Origin of the sequence: Niastella koreensis GR20-10 (assembly GCF_000246855.1) — a bacterium.
GTDB lineage: Bacteria > Bacteroidota > Bacteroidia > Chitinophagales > Chitinophagaceae > Niastella > Niastella koreensis.
This window is the reverse complement of record NC_016609.1, coordinates 2,417,360-2,436,546: the sequence shown is the minus strand read 5'-3', so window position 1 is coordinate 2,436,546 and position 19,187 is coordinate 2,417,360. Positions and strand designations below refer to the sequence as shown.

The window sequence follows — 19,187 nt, the reverse complement described above, 5'->3', positions numbered from 1 at the left end:
TCTTCCGTTTCCGATTACTTCATCAGTGACGCTACTGATACCACCGCAATAATCACAAGCAGGTAAAACGACAATATAACAATAGTAAGAATGCCCACAAACTTGAAACAGCTTTTGAGGTTGCCAAAGGCTGCATTCAGATTTATTTGATCGTTATTACGCAGGGCTGTTTGCATTTTCGATGAAAAATTAAACAGGTATAAACAGGGGAAGAAGAATAATAAAGCTAATATTATATAACCGGCGGCAATGCCATAGGAATAAACGCCCATCACGGCAGAGCTGTAGGTAGATGACTCGTAACTGCTGCCCACTTTACTGAGAATAGAAATGATGCTGCCTGCAAACACGGCAAAGATCACCAGTAAACCACACATCACAAAGCCCACAATTGATAAAAACTTTGCCCAGCGAGCGGTTTCACCCATATAGCTGATGCTTTGCTGATCAATCTGCAGTTCAAACAAATTTTCATTGGGTACTGAAGCGGATTGTTTGTAGGGCTCCATTTTTATGTATTTTTTGGTATAACAAGATATGAAAATGCATTGGAACTAATGCATCTTTACAAATACCCTGTAATTAGAATACATAGCAAAGACCAGCAGTAATGTTTCTACTACGAACAGGATAAGAGCCAGCCGCGTTTCCCGCAGGAGCCATTTAAATGACTCATTAAATAGCTCTGATTGTTGTAGCTCGATACCCTTATTACCAACACGGGTGAAGTTGAAGAAGAAATAAAGCTGGGTAACAGTCAATACCACCATCAGTATTTCAAAAATGGGATATATGCTTGTTAAGATCAAAATCAGGCCGCCATCCTGCAGGGAGCGGGGCGGGTTGTACATGCGAAACCTGATGCCAATGTTTGCCAGTTGTATAATCGACATAAAAATTCCAAGCAGGAAAAGCCAGCGGGCAAGCCGGAACACGCGGTTAAAAAGAACGGCGCTCTCAGCAGAAAGACACACTTCGAATAAATTATTTTCCGGGTTGGGGGTTATCGGGTTTTCCATGCCCCAAAATAAAAAAGGATTTTGAGAAACCTCTCAAAATCCTTCCATCTTTATATTAAGAATTCAATTAATAAGCCTGTGCAAACAGTACCCGTTGTTTGGCGGGTTTGCCTGAGAAAACACAAACGCCTTCCTCCTGTGGGTTATCTAAAGGAATACAGCGGATGGTCGCTTTTGTTTTATCCTTAATAGCATCCTCTGTTTCAGAAGTACCATCCCAGAAAGCGGAAATAAAGCCGCCTTTTTCGTTCAGGGTGCTTACAAATTCATCCCAGGTATTTACCGTGGTGATGTGTGAATCGCGGTACGTGAGCGCTTTGTTGAAAATGGCCTGCTGAATCTCGGCAAGCAGCTGAACAATGCGCTCTGGCAATCCATCCATGGAAACGCTTTGTTTTTCCTTGGTATCCCTGCGGGCAAGCTCCACCGTATTGTTTTCCAGGTCACGTAAACCCAGGGCAACGCGAACCGGTACGCCTTTCAATTCGTATTCCGCAAACTTCCAGCCGGGACGGCTGTTGTCGTTATCGTCGTATTTTACGCGTACGCCCAGGGCCTTCAGCTGTTTTACCAATTCCAGTACCTTCACGTCGATCCTGGCCTTTTGTTCTTCCCCTTTGTAAATAGGAACGATCACCACCTGCAACGGGGCGATCCTTGGAGGAAGAATTAACCCATCGTCATCGCTATGCGCCATTACGAGTGCGCCGATAAGGCGGGTGCTTACGCCCCAGCTGGTGGCCCATACATAGTCCAGTTTATTTTCTTTATCGGAGAACTTCACATCGAATGCTTTGGCAAAATTCTGACCTAAAAAATGCGAGGTACCGGCCTGCAGGGCTTTGCCATCCTGCATCAGGGCTTCGATACAATAGGTATCTACGGCGCCGGCAAAACGTTCGTTCTCTGTTTTAATCCCTTTTATTACCGGTAATGCCATCCAGTTTTCCACGAAATCGGCATACACATTCAGCATTTGCACCGTTTCTTCCACGGCTTCTTTGGCGGTGGCATGGGCGGTATGCCCCTCCTGCCATAAGAACTCGGCGGTGCGCAAAAACAGGCGGGTGCGCATTTCCCAGCGAACCACGTTGGCCCATTGGTTAATGAGCAGCGGCAGGTCGCGATATGATTGGATCCAGTTTTTGTAGGTATTCCAGATGATGGCCTCACTGGTTGGGCGAACCACCAGCTCTTCTTCCAGCTTGGCTTCGGGATCAACCATCAGGGCGCCTTTTTTGGAAGGATCGGTCTTTAAACGGTAATGCGTTACCACCGCACACTCCTTGGCAAATCCTTCGGCATTCTTTTCTTCAGCTTCAAACAGGCTTTTGGGAACGAACAACGGGAAATAGGCGTTCACGTGGCCGGTGTCCTTGAACATTTTATCAAGGGCATCGCGCATATTTTCCCACAGGGAAAACCCATAAGGTTTTATTACCATACAGCCTCTTACAGCCGAATAATCGGCCAGGCTGCCTTTAATAACCAGGTCGTTGTACCATTGCGAATAGTCTGTGCTCCGGCTGGTGATCTCTTTGCTCATGTTTTATTGGTTTATAATCTTCATTATCAAGCCTTTTATCGATAAATTTTAACATTCGGCTTACAATAAATTACTGGCTTTTTATTGTACCTTTAATTGGAAAAACGCAAAAGTAGCATTTTACCCATGATTGTGAGTTGCTTTCAACGTTTTATCTAGCTTTGCTTTAACAGAAAAAAAACCATTACTATGAGGTTCCGAAATATACTCCCTGTAATTCTGGCTTTGGCGGCCTTATCAAGCTGCTCGGTTTACCGCAGCGGACAAACGCCGGATGATGTGTATTATTCACCGAACCGTACTGTGGACGACTCCTATCTGACTGTTAACAATCCCAGAAAGGGCAACAGTAACTACGGCGGCAATAACACCACAAGTACAAATTCCGACGATAATTACCTGCGGATGCGCCAATATGGAAGCCGCTGGAACACGTTCGATTCTTATAACGACTGGCAATACAACGGCGGTTATTACGGAGCCTACAGCCCTTATTATTCCCCCTATAATTCCTTCTATGGCCCTTCATTTTATGGCGGTGGCTACGGTGGATTTTATGGAGGTTATGGAATTGGGATGCCTTATGCATATGGCTATTATGATCCCTGGGCAATCAACGCATTCAACCCATACTGGAACAGTTACTACTATTGGAACAGCTACTATAATCCCTATGCCGGCGGCATAATTGTAGGTGGTGCAAAAAGCAACCCCGTGGTATATCAGTCGGCGCGTAATTTCCGCCTGAACAGCTATACCAACAGCAATTATAATGTTCGCAACGTAAGCGGCAACAGAAGCATTTACAATGCCAACCCCAATGGCCGGTTTAGCACCAGCAACGGTAACAGCGGCAATTCGGGCGGTTTACGCAGAAGCAATGACAGCTATTATACGCCTACGCAGCGGTCATCAAACCCAACATACTCATCACCGGTTAGAACCTATTCATCCCCCTCCCCTGTTAGAACCTATTCAGCTCCTTCCGGCGGTGGTTTTGGCGGAAGCAGTGGCAGTGGCGGCGGCGGCGGCGGCAGACCAAGCCGGGGACATTAAAGTAAGACGGCAGAAGGCAAACGGCAGAAATGGACTCCGCTATTTGCCTTGCCTTATTGAAGTGGAAATTTTAAAGACAATAATCCTTAAATAATTATTGACAGTAATCACTGTAGTGTAATGTTATTTACTACAGATTAAATTGCTTTTTCCATTAGTAAACGTGAATTCAGAAAGCTCAAATTAAGGAAGGGTTTATGTTTTCCTTCTGCCATCTGCCATTTCACGTTTGCCGTTTTTATAACAACGCACCATGAAGTACACCCTTTCGATAGCATTGCTTACACTGATTGGCACACAGGCATTTTCCCAGGTACCCGAAGATGTAATACGATTTGGCTGGACGGTACCCTCCGGAACAGCCCGCAGCCAGGCCATTGGCGGCGCTATTGGTGCCCTGGGCGGTGAAATAACCAACACATTTGTAAACCCAGCCGGGTTGGGTTTTTATAAACTGGGTGAAATTGTGATGACCCCAGGATATACGCTGGGCCATAGTAATTCAACCTATCGCGATTTTGATGCCCGCAGCAGTAATGTGAACCGGTTCAATATGAGCACCACTGGTTTCGTAACTGCCAACAGCGACCCCGGCAGCAAATGGGTAAGCAAAGTGTTTAGTTTGGCAGTAAGCCGCACAGCCAATTTCAATAACAGTGTTTATTATAAAGGCACCAATGATTACAGCTCTTTTTCCGAACAATTTTCTGAAGAGTTTTCAGCGGAGAACCAACGTAGCGGCCTTGGTATTAACGATTATTATAACAGCAATTTGTCATTAGGCACCAAATCGGCCATCCATACTTACCTCATCGACACCGCCACTATCAATGGCCAGTTACAGGTAGTTGGCCGGCCCGAATACCTGAACGAGGTTTTACAGGAGAACAAGATCACCACCCGGGGAGGTATTACAGAAATTGCCATTGGTTATGCCGGTAATCTGCAGGATAAATTCTATATCGGTGGCGGTATTGGTGTTCCTATTGTCAATTACGAACGAAAATCTGTATTCACCGAATCGGACCCGTCCAATGATAAGACCAATAAATTTGGCTATTCCAGGTATGAGGAAACGCTGAAAACAACCGGCGCCGGCTTGAATTTAAAGCTGGGCGCAATTTATAAACCGGCTTATCAATTGAGGTTAGGCCTGGCCATACACACACCTACCATTTATGGATTAAAGGATGTTGTATCAACTAAAATGGTCACCGACGTGGAGAACCTGTTCAACAATGACCCTGTAGATAGCGTTAGCTCAGATTACTTCGGCCCGAACCCCGTTTACAGATATGATTTTTCGACACCCTGGAAATTTATCCTCAGCGGCTCATATGTTATAATAGGTGAAGACGCAGAAGACGTTACCCAACAACGGGGATTTATCACGGCTGATGCGGAATATGTTACCTACGGTTCATCACATTTCAGCCCTGCAGATCAAAACGACGATCAATCGTATTACGATAATGTAAATAAAGCGGTTAAGGCAACCTACAAAGGCGCTTTAAACGTACGGGTTGGACTTGAATTGAAATTTAACACCTTCATGGTTCGCGGAGGTTTTGCTCATTATGGCAACCCGTATCAAAACAATCCTTTGAAAGCCGGCATAACGAATTTAAGCACAGGTTTAGGATATCGTGATAAAGGCATATTCATCGATCTTACCTATGTATACAGCGTAAAGCAGGATGCTAACTTTCCCTACCGGTTAGCTGATAAAGCAAACACATATGCAGATGTAAAAAGCAAGATCGGTCAGGTCCTGTTGACCTTCGGATTTAAAATATAACACAACACACAACATCGATTTCCGCACAATACCCAGTTCCCGCTACAGCTTTCGCCTTTCTTTAATTTCCGGATTAAAAAAGGCGAACCTAAACATGCTCTATATGTGAAAACAACTTTTTTTCGTACTTTCAGCGTATATAACATATACCTTTCACTTGTTCATTAAGGTATAGATTGTTGCCAGCCAACCAATTCATCAACTGCTTATGCGCAATATGACCAATGACGAGCAACTGCTGCGGGCAATTGCCATGGGGAATACTGAAGCCCTTGAGCAACTGTATGCCAGGTACTGGCAGCATTTATTTACAGCAGCTTATAACGTTTTAAAAAACAAAGCAGTCTGTGAAGACATTGTACAGGAAGCTTTTCTGCAATTGTGGCAACGGCGCGAAACGCTTGAGATTCAAACCACCTTACAAGCCTACCTCTTCTCGGTGATTCGTTACAGTGTTTTCAAACATATCAAAAAAGAACAATCTCACAGCCAGGTATTCCAACACCTGCCCGAACGCTTACACTATATTACACCCGAAGAAATTGTTATTGAAAAGAACATTCGCTCCCAGTTGGCCGTCATAGTAAACAGTTTACCCGAAAAATGCCGGGAGATCTACCTCCTGAGCCGGGAAGAGCAACTGAGCCATAATGAAATCGCCAGCCGGATCAATATCTCCCCCAAAACAGTTGAAAATCACATCACAATTGCATTAAAAAAAATCCGCTTTGGTATCGCCAGAATGACGGGTATTTTCTTCCTGTTGAATTTAATTTAAAAAAATTATTGGTTCCATTAGGGGATCAATGCTGATTTTGACACATACCTGTAAAATCAGCATTGAACAGGGAAGCATTGCTACAACTAATCGACAGGTTCCTGGCGGGAAAAACATCGGCAGAGGAAGAACAATTGCTGCATAATTACTTCAACAGTTTTCAGCAATCATCAGCATGGGATGAAGAGCAGCTTGGCTCCCGCGATGCTATGGAGCAAAAACTAAGAAGCCGGCTCAGGGAAAGTATTGGCAATAATTCAACAGATAAAAAAGGCCGCCTGTTCCGTTTCAGTAAACAACAGTTACTGGCGGCGGCTACCATAGTAGTATTGCTTGGCGGGTATCTTTTATGGAACCAGCTGAGCAGCCTGCTGCACCGCCCGGCCAGCATGCAACAGGCCATTACCGGGTTGCAGGAGCGAAAACAGGTACAGTTAGCCGATGGCACTGTTATTTGGCTGGAACCCGGCAGCAGCCTGCATTATCCCGCTCAATTCAATGACAGTACCCGGGAAATTAATTTCACCGGCGAAGCCTTTTTCGATGTGGCTAAAAATCCCGCAAAACCATTTATTATACATACGGGCACCATCCGCACCCGCGTACTGGGCACCTCGTTCACTGTAAAGGCCTATACACCAGTTAGCCAGGAAGTAACAGTGGTTACCGGCCGGGTAATGGTTCAGGCCGACAGCAAAACAAAAACAAATATTCAGCCACTGACAGTAACGCCTAACCAACAGGCAAGCTGGAACAACCAGCGCCGGCAACTGGAGAAAAAAGATTTACCCAGCACTTTATATTATGCACAAAGACGCTACGGGAAATTCATTTACCAGGGAGAAACGGTAAGCGCTGTGCTGGACGATATCAGGCATCAGTATAACGTGCAGATCCAATACGATGCAGCCATAGGCTCCTGTACATTCTATGGAGATTTTGACTTAAAGCAGCCGGTAGGAAATGTATTGAGCACCCTGGCTGCCGCCCTGAACACCACCCTTATAAAAGAACAGGAACAAAACAGCTATCGTCTTACCGGCGGTGGATGTAATTCAACCAGTAAATAAACCAAAACTTGCGAAACATGACCAATGCTAACCGCTTTCCGGGTACAGGTTAACCCAGCCAAAACATAAGCAGTAATGATCTTATTCAACATTGTTCAATGTTGCCATAGATCTTATTTAAAAATTCTAACCTGAACTTTATCATGCACAGAGAAAAGACACCGTTACACGCCCATTTTTCAATCCCGCTTTTCAAATCCCTGCTGTTAACCGTGCTACTGGCAGTAGTAACAGCAACCTGGGTGAATGCCAACACCCCCAATGAGCAACAACCTGTACTTGACAAAAAAATCACCCTGCACGCCCGGGACATTCCTTTAAAACAATGCCTCGATAAAATTGCAAAGGCAGCCGATGTATCGTTCATCTATACCGGCAGTTACATTCTATCGGCCGGCAAGGTAAACCTGAACGCGAAAAATGAAAAAATAAGTGAAGTATTGAACGAGCTGTTCAGATCATTGCCCCTCTCCTATGTATTGATCGACGACCATATAGTGATCCGTTACAATTACGAAAAAAAAATAACGGAAACCAATTCCTCCCCAAACGGTGAGACGGTTGCTGCCACTAATACCCCCGCCGCACCGTATAATTTTCCCGTACATGGGGTGATTAAAAGCAACAAAGGCGAATTACTGAAAGGCGCATCTGTTTTAATAAAAGGTACCACCATCGGAACTTCTACCAACGAAAAAGGAGAGTTCGATTTGAAGAACGTTCCGGATAATGCCACTTTGGTAATTACCATGGTAGGATATAAAAGCTTTGAAGTAAGAGCCAAAGCCACCATGATCATCACCCTCGATGAAGGCGTAGTGCTGGATGATGTGGTGTTTACCGGTTATCAGCGCATCAACAAAAAAGAATTTACCGGTTCTGCCACTACCCTGAAAGCCGATGACATTAAAATTGACGGTCTTACAGATGTAAGCCGCATGCTGGAAGGCCGCGCCGCCGGTGTATCGGTACAAAACGTATCGGGCACTTTTGGTGCAGCACCTAAAGTACGCATCCGTGGCGCCACCTCTATTACCGGCGACAACAAGCCATTATGGGTAATAGACGGAGTAGTACTGGAAGATATCGTGAACATCTCCAACGATCAGCTCTCGAACGGCGACCCCAGCACCATGCTCGGCTCTGCGGTTGCCGGCCTTAACGTAAATGATGTGGAAACCTTCGATATCCTGAAAGATGCCGCCGCGGCAGCCCTGTACGGCGCCCGCGCAATGAATGGAGTAATTGTGATCACCACCAAAAAAGGTAAAGCAGGTAAGCCTGTGTTTAACTATACCGGCAATTTCGGTGTGCAGTTAAAACCCACTTACGCCAATTACGACATCATGAGCTCTGCCGACCAGATGTCGGTTTATGCAGAACTGGAACGCAAGGGTATGCTGCGTTACAGCGACCTGGTAAACGCCCGTAACTCGGGTGTATATGGTAAACTGGCCCGCCTGGTGCAGTTCCCGAACAGTGATGGCGTATTTGAGGTGGAGAACACCCCCGAAGCCCGCCAGGCCTGGTTAATGCGCTATGCCAATGCCAATACCGACTGGTTCGACATTCTGTTCCGTAACTCTTTAACCCAGGAACATACCTTAAGCGTATCAACCGGTAATGAAAAATCCCAATCGTATTTTTCAACCAGTTATTACAATGATAACGGCTGGACGCTTGCAGACAATGTAAAGCGTTATACTGTAAACGTACGCAACAACTATACGGTGAACGATAAACTGCAGGTAGGATTGCAAATGAACGGTTCTGTTCGGCAGCAACGGGCGCCCGGCTCGGAAGATCGCCAGGCCAACCCCGCCGAAGGTAAGTACAGCCGCGATTTTGACCTGAACCCCTTCAGCTATGCGTTGAATACCAGCCGGGTATTAACCGCTTATGATCAGAGTGGGAACCTGGAATATTTTACCCGCGATTATACGCCTTTCAATATCATCAATGAAATAAGATCGAATACTATAAAACTGAATGTAGCCGACTTTAAGTTGCAGGGTAACCTTTCCTACAAAATAACGCCCGCGCTTACTTACGATTTCATTGGCGCCCTGCGATATGCTAAAACTACCGAAGAACATGAAGTAATGGAAAACAGTAACCAGGCCGGCGCCTATCGTTCAGCCGCCACCTCGGTTATCCGCGATGCCAACCCCTTCCTGTACCGCGACCCGGCCCTTATTGGCGAGTATCCTGTAGTGGTATTGCCTTACGGTGGCTTTTACAAAACCAAAAACCGGCAGTTGCTGAACTATACCTTCCGCAATATGCTTACCTGGCGCAAATCGTTCAACGGCGATGAGCATCTGGTAACCCTGCTGGGCGGACAGGAAGTAAAATACGCCGATCGCCAGCTCGCTTCTGATATTGGCGCGGGCTACCAATACTCAAACGGTGGCATACCTTACATCGACTACCGGTTTATCAAAAAACTAACCGAAGCCGGAACCGACTATTTTGGATTGAGCAAAGAGCGCGATCGTTTCATAGCCTTCTTTGCCAACGGTTCCTATACTTATAGAGGCAAATATACCATCTCCGGTACGGTACGCGACGATGGGTCGAACAGGCTGGGTTCTTCACCAGCTGCACGCTGGCTGCCCACGTGGACGGTGGCAGGTTCCTGGAACGTTGACCGTGAAAAATTCATGGAAAAGGTTGACGTAATTAATCACCTTACCCTGAAATCGAGCTATGGCCTGAACGCGAACATCGGCGATGCCACCAACACTACGGCTATCTTAAAAACAGAGATCACCAAACGGCATTACCTCAGCGATCAGCAAACGGCCATCAGTATCAAGAACCTGGAAAACGCCGACCTTACCTGGGAAAAGCAATACCAGTTCAACATTACTGCCGATGTGGGCTTATTGAAAGAACGCCTGTATACAGTAGTTGAATTATACAACCGCCGCAGCTTCGATCTCATACACCTCATCAAAACATCAGGCATTGGCGGTGAAACCTTTAAAACCGCCAACTATGCCGACATGAAATCGCATGGTGTGGATGTTACCCTCGGTGGTAAGATCATCAGCTCACGCAACTGGAGCTGGAACAGCTCGCTGGTATTTGGTTATAACACCACCCTGGTAACCAACGCCAAGAACGAGCCAATGATCTTCGACCTGGTAAAACAGGAAGGAAGCGCCAAGGAAGGACATGCAGTACGCGGTCTGTACTCCCTGGCCAATGCCGGCCTTGACCCTTACAACGGGCTGCCCCAGTTCTTCACTGAAACCGGCAAGACCGGCTACAACGTGTTTTTGCAAAGCCTTAATACCGATTACCTGAAATACGAAGGCTCGGTTGACCCGCTGTATACCGGCGGGTTCAATAACACCGTTCGCTTTAAGCAATTTACGGTTAATGCGCTGGTCACTTATCAGGCCGGTAACAAAATCAGGTTAACGCCGGTTTACAGTTCCAGTTACAGCGACCTGGCCGCCATGCCCGGCGAATTCAAACGCCGCTGGACGCTGCCTGGCGATGAACAACTGACCAACGTGCCCAGTGTAGCCATGTTGTTTGTACAAAACGATCTCATCAACAACACCCAATACCCTTATAACAACTACAACTATTCGCACGAGCGCGTGGCCGATGGCGGGTTTATCCGGTTAAAAGCGGTGAGCCTGCAGTATAGCCTGCCCTCAAAAATGCTAAGCAGGATCGGTTTTAAATCGGCCAGCATAGCTGCAGTAGGCAACAACCTCTGGTTAATTTATTCAGACAGCCACCTGCATGGCCAGGACCCTGAATTCTTTAATACCGGCGGGGTAGCTATGCCTATTACAAAACAAGTTACATTTTCATTGAAACTCGGGCTTTAAACCTAAATCATTTACTATTCATGAGAAAGCATATCATATATATGTTGGTGGCGGGTGTGGTTACAGGTATGGCAGGTTGTAAGAAATACCTGGAAACATTGCCGGATAACCGGACGGTGGTTACAACACCCGACCAGGTATCGCAATTACTGACCACTGCTTATCCCGGCATGAATTATCTGCCTTTCACCGAAGCCATGTCAGACAATTCAGAGGATAAAGAAAATGCGACACTTTATGCCGACCAGAATACCAACGCAGTTAATCAACAATCCTATAAGTGGCAGGATGTGCAGTTCCAGGATTTTGATAGTCCTGAAGCGTACTTCCATTCCTGTTATAATGCGATTGCAGCGGCCAACCAGGCGCTTGAATTTTCATCGGGCCCCGACTCGAACAATTATAAAGGGCAACGGGGCGAAGCACTGGTAGCCCGCGCCTACGCACACTTTATGCTGGTTACCCTGTTTGCCAAAGCATACGACCCTGCTACAGCAGCCAACGATCCCGGCATACCGTATGTTACGGCGGTAGAAAAACATGCGTTTGTAAATTACAACCGCGGCACCGTGCAATCGGTATATGATAATATAGAAAGCGACCTGAATGCCGGTTTGCCGTTGATCCAGGACAAGCTGTATGGCGATGCGTCCAAGTTCCATTTTACCCAACAGGCAGCCCACGCTTTTGCCGCCCGCTTTTACCTGTTCAAACGCGATTACAACCAGGTTATAACACATGCAACCCAGGTATTTGGCAGCAACGCCAATATTGTAAACCTCATCCGCAACTGGAATGGCACCGTTGCCACCAGTAACCCGGTTGGTTACAGCGCCAGCGCGTTGGGATATTACGGACTGCAGGCTATTTATACCAAAGCCTCGGAAAATGCCAACATCCTGCTGCGCGAGGTGCGCTCTATCTGGGGCAACTATGTAGCGTATTACCGGTATGGATATGGTAATAAAGTGAATGCCCTGTTTTATAAAAACGCCAACGTTACCGGTGGGTATACTGCCATTGGTTATAACACCTATGGCGCCACGCCGCAATTTTATAACGTGCCTAAATTCTACGAAAGCAATAAGGACGATATCACCAAAAGCTATGATGTAATTCCTCTGCTGAGTATGGAAGAGGTGCTGTTTAACCGGGCGGAAGCTTATACCCGGTTAGGCAATTATGCATCGGCGGTTGCCGATCTGAACATCTGGATCAGCAGGAACATCCGGAATTACACAACTGCCAACAATATAAGTACGGTAAAAGCAGTGGCATTTTATGCACCCGGCACTACCGATACCACCGGCGCACTTATTAACTCAACCCTGTTCTTCAAAAGAGTTTCCTACATACATGAAGGGCTCAGGTGGTTCGATATCCTGCGGCTGCAACTGCCCGTAAAACATGATGCAGATTCATTACCTCCCAACGACAACCGCAGAATGCTGCAGTTGCCACAGGAAGTAACAAAGGCAGGCCTGGAATTGAATCCACGATAACTGAACCGTTCAACCAAAAAAACCTGAACACAATGAACCAATTGTTTAAAATAAGTATGGCTGTTATAACGGTGCTAACCCTGGTTAGTTCGTGCCGCAAGGATGAGAATGGCAGCCTGGATACCCCGCCCTACGGGCTGGGTGGTGATACCTGGGGAAAAACCAACGTTGATAAATGGATCTACGACAGCCTCACCGTTCCCTTTAATATTGCGGTTAAATACCGGTGGGATGCCTGGGAACTGGCGCTCGATAAAACCCTGGTGCCGCCAGATACCGCCAAGGTAATTCCTTCCCTGCAGGGTTTACTGGCAGTAGCGTTTACGCCCTACATCCAGCAAACCGGCAGCCGCGACCTGCTGCGCCAGTACGCCCCCAAAAACTTTGTACTGGTTGGCAGTCCGCAATACGATTATAATGGCACCATAACGTTAGGACAGGCCGAGGGCGGCACCAAGATCACGCTGTACCTGATTAATTATTTCAGCAGGTTAAAGAAAGACAGCGCCAGCTTTAAACAAATGATCCATACCATTCATCACGAGCTGGGGCACATTTTGCACCAGAACGTGATGTTCTCTACCAATTACAAAACCATCACCGGCGGATATACGGCCACCTGGTTTAACGTATCGGACGCCAGCGCCCGTACCCAGGGTTTTATAACTGCCTACGCCATGGCAGCCCCCGAAGAAGATTTTGTGGAAATGATAAGCTCTATGCTGGTGGGCGGCCCCAATGGCCCTACCGGGTACGACAATTACGACAAATTGCTTTCCCAGGCCGGCGCCACCACTTCTACGCCTTACCTGAACATTAAGGCCAAAGAAGCCATAGTAGTGGATTATTTCGCCAAAACCTGGCATGTTGATTTTTACGACCTGCAGGCTAAATGCCGGGCGGCACTGGCGGGTTATTTACAATAAGCATTACTTACAATTAAATTATTATGAAAAGAATATTGCCTTTAATTATAATAACGGCCGCCCTGCTGGTTGGCGCCTGTCAGAAAAAGGCTGACTACCTGATGGGCAAAACGCCCGATGAGCGGCTGTCGGAAGCACTGACTCAATACCAGGATGTGCTCACCAAAGCCCCTTATGGCTGGAAAGTGGTGGTATTTTCGAAAGGGCTGGTGGATGTACCCTCTGCCTTCTCGTATTACATGAAGTTTAACGACAGCAACTTTGTGACCATGTATTCCGATTTTGATACGCTCACCTCTTCCGTACCCAAAACAAGCGGATACCGGTTAAAAGCCCTGCAACGGCCATCCATTGAATTTGACTCCTACGGTTATATTCACCTGCCCTGTGATCCCGACCCGGCCATTTCAAAAAGTCCGGTGGCCAGTCAGGGCGGAGGTTATGGCTGGGGGGCTGATTTCGATTTCTCCTTTGCTGATAATGTAAGCCCTGGTCAGTTAGGCGATACCATTCACCTGATGGGCAACTTCAACCACAGCCCGGGCTATATGGTACGGGCAACCAAAGCCGAAATGGATGCCTTCAATAACCAGGGACTGAGAAAAGCCATGGTGCTCGACAGAATATTGAATTATTATAAAAAAATAACTCTGGGCAGCACCACCTATGAAATTACACCCGGCACCGGGTCAAAAAGCGCATTCTTCAAATGGCTCGATGGCAATGGTGCACTGGCCTCTTCTGAGTCAATGCCCTATTATGTTACATTGGATGGCGTTTATTTCCTGAACCCCATCACAGCAGGTTCACAAACCATCAGAAGCATTAATAAAATTGTTTTCGATGCAAATACCAGTACGGCCACGGTAGAAGTAAATGGAACAGCAGGCACCATGGCCGGCGCCATCGCATCTATCAGCACCGATATTACCGCGCCTTACCGTTTCTGGAAATATTCTTCCGACCAGAACAGTTATTACCGGTCTGGTTCTGCATTTCACGTAAACGGAGTAGACGATTTTTACGGCGCCGGTAAGGTTACCAATTATTACTACATGCTGTTTTGGGCTAATTACCAGCCTACATACGATGCATTTGCCGCCAATGTAGGTGGTTCGTTAATTGGGCCTGCCACTACCCGCCCCCCTGCACCATATACGCCATCAACTACCACCTCTTATTTTACTACAGATGGCCGGATCATCTTTAGGGTATTGGGCACTTTTGGCGCAGCTACCTCAATATTTAATACAACAATAAGAACTCAAATTGCCAACGCCAGCGGTTATTACCTGGTGCAAACAGGCCCCGCCTCCTATGATATGGTGAGTGCATTGGATGCAAAATCGTGGATAAGGTGGAGCATGTAACAAACAGAACTTCCTAAGCTAAACACCAATACAAAGGGCGCCTCTTTTATTAGAGACGCCCTTTTTGATTTATAATGTGGTGTCCTTGCGTTTATCAATCCAACTTATCATCTCGCCCACAGCCCCGGGTAAAAACCATTGAAAAGCCGCATCCTTCTTAAACCAGGTCATCTGTCGTTTGGCATAATGCCTGGTATTCACTTTAATTTTCTCAACCGGGTCGCCTTCCTCTCCGTCGAAGTAATCAAAGAATTCTTTATACCCTACTGTTTGCAACGCATTCAATTCTCTGAACGGATACAACCTTTCCGCTTCCGCTTTTAATCCCTGCTTCATCATGCCATCTACCCGGGTATTGATGCGTGCATGTAATTCGGGTTTGGGCAATTCAAGTCCCAGTTTGATAATATTAAATGGGCGGGTAACTTTTTTTTGTTGTTGAAAGCTGCGTATACTCTGGCCCGTGGCCTGTTTTACTTCCAGCGCCCGCATCAGCCGTTGGGGGTTTTGTATTTCACCCGTGGCATAATACAGTGGATCCTGTTCCTGTACCTGCTGTTGCAGCCAGGCAATTCCATGTTGCTGGTATTGCTCCTGGATGGCGGTGCGTATTTCGGGGCTCAACGGCGGCATATCATCCAACCCTTCACAAAATGCTTTTATATACAACCCTGTGCCGCCTGTAACAACAGCTATATCATGCTGCTGAAATATGTTGTCAATCGCCTGTAAAGCGTATTGTTCAAATACAGCGGCATTTACGTTGTCCTGAATACTATGGGTGTTGATAAAATAGTGGTGAACCTGTTTCAGTTCTTCGGGGGAAGGCTTTGCCACGCCAATATCCATTTCTTTAAAACATTGCCGGGAGTCGGCAGAGATGATCTCAGTATAAAAATGGCGCGCAACTTCAATAGCGGCAGCCGTTTTGCCCACGGCCGTGGGCCCGGCTATAATAACGCAAGTTTTCTTATTCATGTTATTTGTCTGAGCTTGTAGAGAACCCAAGGCAAATCTTAAACAACAAACAACAAACTATATTACGCTTCTTCATCCTGGCCTTCTTCTGCTTCTTCACCACCTGCACCCAGGTCTTCATCTTCGTCACTATCACCGCCTTCGGTGCCAAAACCTTCGGTACCGGCTTTCAAATCGTATTTTTCTTCCATTTCGGTGAGCTTGTCGCCAGCAATACCTTTGGTGCCATATTGCGATGGTGCGATCCCTTCAGATTTAACCATAGCGGGATAATCGATCTTGCTGCTTTCTTCTTTTGATACGCCGATCAACTCTACTAAAAAGCCCCAGTTCTTAACAAAATCGTAAACGTATATAAATTTCTGGTTGGGATCTTTGATCTCAGTACCAATAGCGGTGTTTTCCATCAGCAATGGCGCTACCTTGTAGGGCTTGTCATATTGGGCCAGGCTGATCTCGCGTCCGCGTTGCCAGTTATCATTGCTACGGTAAAATGTAGCCTGATGTTTGTTATCAAACTCGTACGCTTTCAGTATTACCTGGTGCAGTTGCAAAAAAGTTTGTGTATGCTTTATGGCAACATCCCGGTAGATACTGTCATCTTCTTCAAAATAGATTCTGAATTTTAAAACCGCCATACTTAATATTTCTGATTCAAAAATAAGACCAATTCCCCAACTATCAAAGTATGCAATTTAAGGCTCATTCCTGACAATCTGCAACCCCATTTCTGTTGCTTTTTTCATCATAAAATCGTATGCAGCGTCGTAGGAGTTGTCAATTTCACCATCCAGGATGGCTTCACGGATGCAGTTTTTGAGGTCACCCACTATTTTACAGGGGGATAAACCGAAGATAGTCATTATAATTTCACCGGTGATGGGTGGTTGCCAGTTACGGATGCGGTCTTTTTCTTCTACCTCCTTCAATCGCTGGCGCACCAGCTCAAAGTTCTCCAGGTAGCGAACCACTTTTTGTTTGTTCTTTGAAGTAATGTCTGCTTCACACAACAACATCAACGCATCTATATCGTCACCTGCATCGAACAACAATCTGCGAATGGCAGAATCGGTGATATTTTCCTTGGTAAGACTAATGGGACGTAAATGCAGTTCTACCAGCTTTTTAACAAAACGCATTTTTTCATTCTGCGGCAGTTTTAATCGGGTGAACAAACGAGGCACCATTCTGCCGCCCACTACTTCATGTCCATGAAAAGTCCATCCATGGCCTTTTTCAAACTTCTTGGTGGCAGGCTTGGCAATATCGTGCAACAAAGCTGCCCAGCGCAGCCACAGGTCATTGGTGTGCTTTGAAATATTATCCACTACCTGTAAAGTATGGTAAAAATTATCTTTGTGGCCCAGGCCATCGATGTATTCAGCACCTGCCAGATCAACCAGTTGTGGAAAAATAATATGCAGCAACCCGCTTTGGTACAACAGATCCAGCCCAACAGAAGGTTTGGCGCTTAATAAGATCTTATTCAGTTCTTCAGTAATGCGTTCCTGTGAAATGATCCTGATGCGGTCTGCCTGGTCTTTGATGCTTTGAAAGGTGACCGGTGCAATAGTAAAATTCAATTGCGAGGCAAACCGAACGGCCCGCATCATACGCAACGGATCGTCGCTGAATGTTTGACCGGGATCGAGCGGGGTCTGGATGATTTTGCGCTCCAGATCGAGCACCCCGTTAAATGGATCGATGAGTTTGCCATAATCATCTGCGTTCAGGGAGATGGCCATGGCATTGATGGTAAAATCCCTTCTGTCCTGGTCATCTTTTAACGTGCCGGGCACCACTTCGGGATTGCGGCTGTGATAGCGGTAACTCTCTTTACGTGCGCCTACGAATTCGATTTCAAGTGCAGACTTTTCATGCACCTGTTCTTCAGGCAAAGCGTCACTGATTACCACCTGCGCTTCCTGTCCATTCACATCCACGATATGTTTGTGATCTACAGCCCCGGGTTCATCCTCGTAAAAATGCTTCAGCTTTATTTGAGCGGTACCAAAATTCTTGAAGAACGAAACGGATGGTTTGGGCTGGAACCGTTCTGCCACTTTATGCGCCAGCTGGATACCATCACCCACACAAACAATATCAGCATCCTTGGTGGGACGGCCCAACAATTTATCGCGCACAAAACCGCCAATTACGTACGTAGGCATCTTCAGCTCGTCGGCAGCATGAGCGATCTTCTTAAAGACAAACAATTCCTTATCGTTGCACTTTATATCCATCAAACAACAAATGTATTAATTATAAACTATTCAGCAGCTGCGCATTGGTTATCCCGTAGGCACATTTGAAATGCCCCAGCGGGCACGCGGGCCGGCCGTGCAAACCACAAGGGCGGCAAGTTAATGGCTCCTGTACTTCTACAATAAAACGCTTGTCCGACAGTGGTCCAAACCCAAACGAAGGCAGGGTTGAACAATACACCGCGGTTACCGGCGCATTTACCGACGAAGCAAAATGCATAGGCGCCGAATCATTCACATAATTCATGGCAGCTTCTTTCATCAAAGCAGCCGATTGTAAAAAACTAAGTTTACCACAAAGGTTCACTACAGTAGCCGGGATCCCCGCCGTACGGATTTCCTCACCTAATGCGGTATCACCAGGCGCCCCCAGTAAGTAAATGGTATAATTCGCAGGTATGGCTGCGGCAAAACTGATCCATTTATCTTTCGGGAATTGTTTGGTGAACCATACCGATGCAGGCGAAATGGTGATGTACGGAGGTTTCCTGTATTGCTGTACCACAGCTGTATCCTCCGCGGAGGGATACAGGTGCGGGTTCACCACTTCGTCATTCGTAAATTCCCTGATCAGTTCATTATTGCGGTCAACTTCGTGAATAGGATGATTCACGTCGCTGATAACATGTTTTATTTTTTTATCGAACAGCCAGCTTAACGGATTTTTATCGAAGCCTATCTTCTCTCTGGCGCCGGAAAAAGCAGTGAGTATACCGGTAGCGGCAAAACGCTGAACGTTTATCACTTTATCATAGCGGCGTTTGCGGATGCCCCTTAACAGCTTCCACAAATTTTTCAGCTTGCCATTCTTTTTATCCCAGATCAGCACTTTGTGCAGATAAGGATGGTTTTGCAGCAGGCCTTCATTGCCCTTTCTTACCAGGAAATCAATTTGCGCATCGGGGAAAAACCGGTGCAGCTTTTCCACAATGCCCGTTGCCAGTACCACGTCGCCAATAAAGGCTGTTTGTATTACCAAAAATTTCATCTAAATGGTTTGCGGGTTGTGGTTTATGGTTTGTTGTTCTT

Annotated in this window: 15 protein-coding genes; 8 read left to right on the top strand and 7 right to left on the bottom strand. The window is 46.4% G+C overall.

Going from position 1 to position 19,187, the window contains the following annotated elements; translation table 11 throughout:
- Nucleotides 1–14: 14 nt before the first annotated feature.
- The 3 genes from NIAKO_RS36585 to proS all read right to left on the bottom strand — a co-directional run bounded on the left by NIAKO_RS36585 (nucleotide 15) and on the right by proS (nucleotide 2,565).
- Nucleotides 15–509, bottom strand: coding sequence for a DUF5362 family protein (locus NIAKO_RS36585; protein ID WP_014218270.1), 495 nt, complete (start codon nucleotides 507–509; stop codon nucleotides 15–17).
- A gap of 45 nt (nucleotides 510–554) precedes the next feature.
- Entirely contained in the window at nucleotides 555–1,019 is a 465-nt protein-coding gene (locus NIAKO_RS09850; protein ID WP_014218269.1) for a hypothetical protein, read from the bottom strand.
- Nucleotides 1,020–1,086: 67 nt separating this feature from the next.
- Nucleotides 1,087–2,565, bottom strand: coding sequence for a proline--tRNA ligase (proS, locus tag NIAKO_RS09845; protein WP_014218268.1), 1,479 nt, complete (start codon nucleotides 2,563–2,565; stop codon nucleotides 1,087–1,089).
- A 189-nt stretch (nucleotides 2,566–2,754) separates the two neighbouring features.
- Between proS and NIAKO_RS09840 the strand changes: the two genes are divergently transcribed.
- The 8 genes from NIAKO_RS09840 (at nucleotide 2,755) to NIAKO_RS09805 (ending at nucleotide 14,916) form a co-directional block, all read left to right on the top strand.
- Nucleotides 2,755–3,621, top strand: a complete 867-nt coding sequence (locus NIAKO_RS09840; protein ID WP_014218267.1) for a hypothetical protein — start codon at nucleotides 2,755–2,757, stop codon at nucleotides 3,619–3,621.
- Nucleotides 3,622–3,874: 253 nt separating this feature from the next.
- Complete coding sequence (locus NIAKO_RS09835) at nucleotides 3,875–5,419, top strand: hypothetical protein (RefSeq protein ID WP_014218266.1); 1,545 nt, start codon at nucleotides 3,875–3,877, stop codon at nucleotides 5,417–5,419.
- Nucleotides 5,420–5,627: 208 nt separating this feature from the next.
- Entirely contained in the window at nucleotides 5,628–6,197 is a 570-nt protein-coding gene (locus NIAKO_RS09830; RefSeq protein ID WP_014218265.1) for an RNA polymerase sigma factor, read from the top strand.
- A 77-nt stretch (nucleotides 6,198–6,274) separates the two neighbouring features.
- Nucleotides 6,275–7,267: a FecR family protein gene (locus NIAKO_RS09825; RefSeq protein WP_133055257.1), complete on the top strand. Its 993-nt coding sequence runs from the start codon at nucleotides 6,275–6,277 to the stop codon at nucleotides 7,265–7,267.
- Between the two features lie 143 nt (nucleotides 7,268–7,410).
- Entirely contained in the window at nucleotides 7,411–11,118 is a 3,708-nt protein-coding gene (locus tag NIAKO_RS09820; protein ID WP_014218263.1) for a SusC/RagA family TonB-linked outer membrane protein, read from the top strand.
- 20 nt (nucleotides 11,119–11,138) lie between these two features.
- Nucleotides 11,139–12,620: a RagB/SusD family nutrient uptake outer membrane protein gene (locus NIAKO_RS09815; RefSeq protein WP_014218262.1), complete on the top strand. Its 1,482-nt coding sequence runs from the start codon at nucleotides 11,139–11,141 to the stop codon at nucleotides 12,618–12,620.
- 32 nt (nucleotides 12,621–12,652) lie between these two features.
- Nucleotides 12,653–13,546: a putative zinc-binding metallopeptidase gene (locus NIAKO_RS09810; protein WP_014218261.1), complete on the top strand. Its 894-nt coding sequence runs from the start codon at nucleotides 12,653–12,655 to the stop codon at nucleotides 13,544–13,546.
- 23 nt (nucleotides 13,547–13,569) lie between these two features.
- Nucleotides 13,570–14,916, top strand: coding sequence for a DUF4302 domain-containing protein (locus NIAKO_RS09805; protein ID WP_014218260.1), 1,347 nt, complete (start codon nucleotides 13,570–13,572; stop codon nucleotides 14,914–14,916).
- A 69-nt stretch (nucleotides 14,917–14,985) separates the two neighbouring features.
- On the opposite strand, the gene miaA is transcribed toward NIAKO_RS09805, so the two are convergent.
- From miaA to NIAKO_RS09785, 4 genes are all read right to left on the bottom strand, one after another.
- Nucleotides 14,986–15,894 (bottom strand): tRNA (adenosine(37)-N6)-dimethylallyltransferase MiaA, encoded by a 909-nt coding sequence (gene miaA, locus NIAKO_RS09800; RefSeq protein WP_014218259.1) that lies wholly within the window; start codon nucleotides 15,892–15,894, stop codon nucleotides 14,986–14,988.
- Between the two features lie 62 nt (nucleotides 15,895–15,956).
- Nucleotides 15,957–16,532 carry an IS1096 element passenger TnpR family protein gene (locus tag NIAKO_RS09795; RefSeq protein ID WP_014218258.1) on the bottom strand — a complete coding sequence of 192 codons (576 nt, stop codon included), beginning with the start codon at nucleotides 16,530–16,532 and terminating at the stop codon, nucleotides 15,957–15,959.
- Nucleotides 16,533–16,589: 57 nt separating this feature from the next.
- The gene (locus tag NIAKO_RS09790; RefSeq protein WP_014218257.1) at nucleotides 16,590–18,137 is read right to left on the bottom strand and encodes a CCA tRNA nucleotidyltransferase; all 1,548 of its coding nucleotides are present in this window, start codon (nucleotides 18,135–18,137) and stop codon (nucleotides 16,590–16,592) included.
- Nucleotides 18,138–18,156: 19 nt separating this feature from the next.
- The gene (locus NIAKO_RS09785; RefSeq protein ID WP_014218256.1) at nucleotides 18,157–19,146 is read right to left on the bottom strand and encodes a glycosyltransferase family 9 protein; all 990 of its coding nucleotides are present in this window, start codon (nucleotides 19,144–19,146) and stop codon (nucleotides 18,157–18,159) included.
- Nucleotides 19,147–19,187 lie beyond the last annotated feature (41 nt).

Coding starts and splice junctions, on each gene's coding strand:
- NIAKO_RS09835 (WP_014218266.1), top strand. CDS start 3,875: ATGAAGTACACCCTTTCGATAGCATTGCTTACACTGATTGGCACACAG.
- NIAKO_RS09790 (WP_014218257.1), bottom strand. CDS start 18,137: ATGGATATAAAGTGCAACGATAAGGAATTGTTTGTCTTTAAGAAGATC.
- NIAKO_RS09830 (WP_014218265.1), top strand. CDS start 5,628: ATGCGCAATATGACCAATGACGAGCAACTGCTGCGGGCAATTGCCATG.
- NIAKO_RS09820 (WP_014218263.1), top strand. CDS start 7,411: ATGCACAGAGAAAAGACACCGTTACACGCCCATTTTTCAATCCCGCTT.
- NIAKO_RS09785 (WP_014218256.1), bottom strand. CDS start 19,146: ATGAAATTTTTGGTAATACAAACAGCCTTTATTGGCGACGTGGTACTG.
- NIAKO_RS09850 (WP_014218269.1), bottom strand. CDS start 1,019: ATGGAAAACCCGATAACCCCCAACCCGGAAAATAATTTATTCGAAGTG.
- miaA (WP_014218259.1), bottom strand. CDS start 15,894: ATGAATAAGAAAACTTGCGTTATTATAGCCGGGCCCACGGCCGTGGGC.
- NIAKO_RS36585 (WP_014218270.1), bottom strand. CDS start 509: ATGGAGCCCTACAAACAATCCGCTTCAGTACCCAATGAAAATTTGTTT.
- proS (WP_014218268.1), bottom strand. CDS start 2,565: ATGAGCAAAGAGATCACCAGCCGGAGCACAGACTATTCGCAATGGTAC.
- NIAKO_RS09815 (WP_014218262.1), top strand. CDS start 11,139: ATGAGAAAGCATATCATATATATGTTGGTGGCGGGTGTGGTTACAGGT.
- NIAKO_RS09795 (WP_014218258.1), bottom strand. CDS start 16,532: ATGGCGGTTTTAAAATTCAGAATCTATTTTGAAGAAGATGACAGTATC.
- NIAKO_RS09810 (WP_014218261.1), top strand. CDS start 12,653: ATGAACCAATTGTTTAAAATAAGTATGGCTGTTATAACGGTGCTAACC.
- NIAKO_RS09840 (WP_014218267.1), top strand. CDS start 2,755: ATGAGGTTCCGAAATATACTCCCTGTAATTCTGGCTTTGGCGGCCTTA.
- NIAKO_RS09805 (WP_014218260.1), top strand. CDS start 13,570: ATGAAAAGAATATTGCCTTTAATTATAATAACGGCCGCCCTGCTGGTT.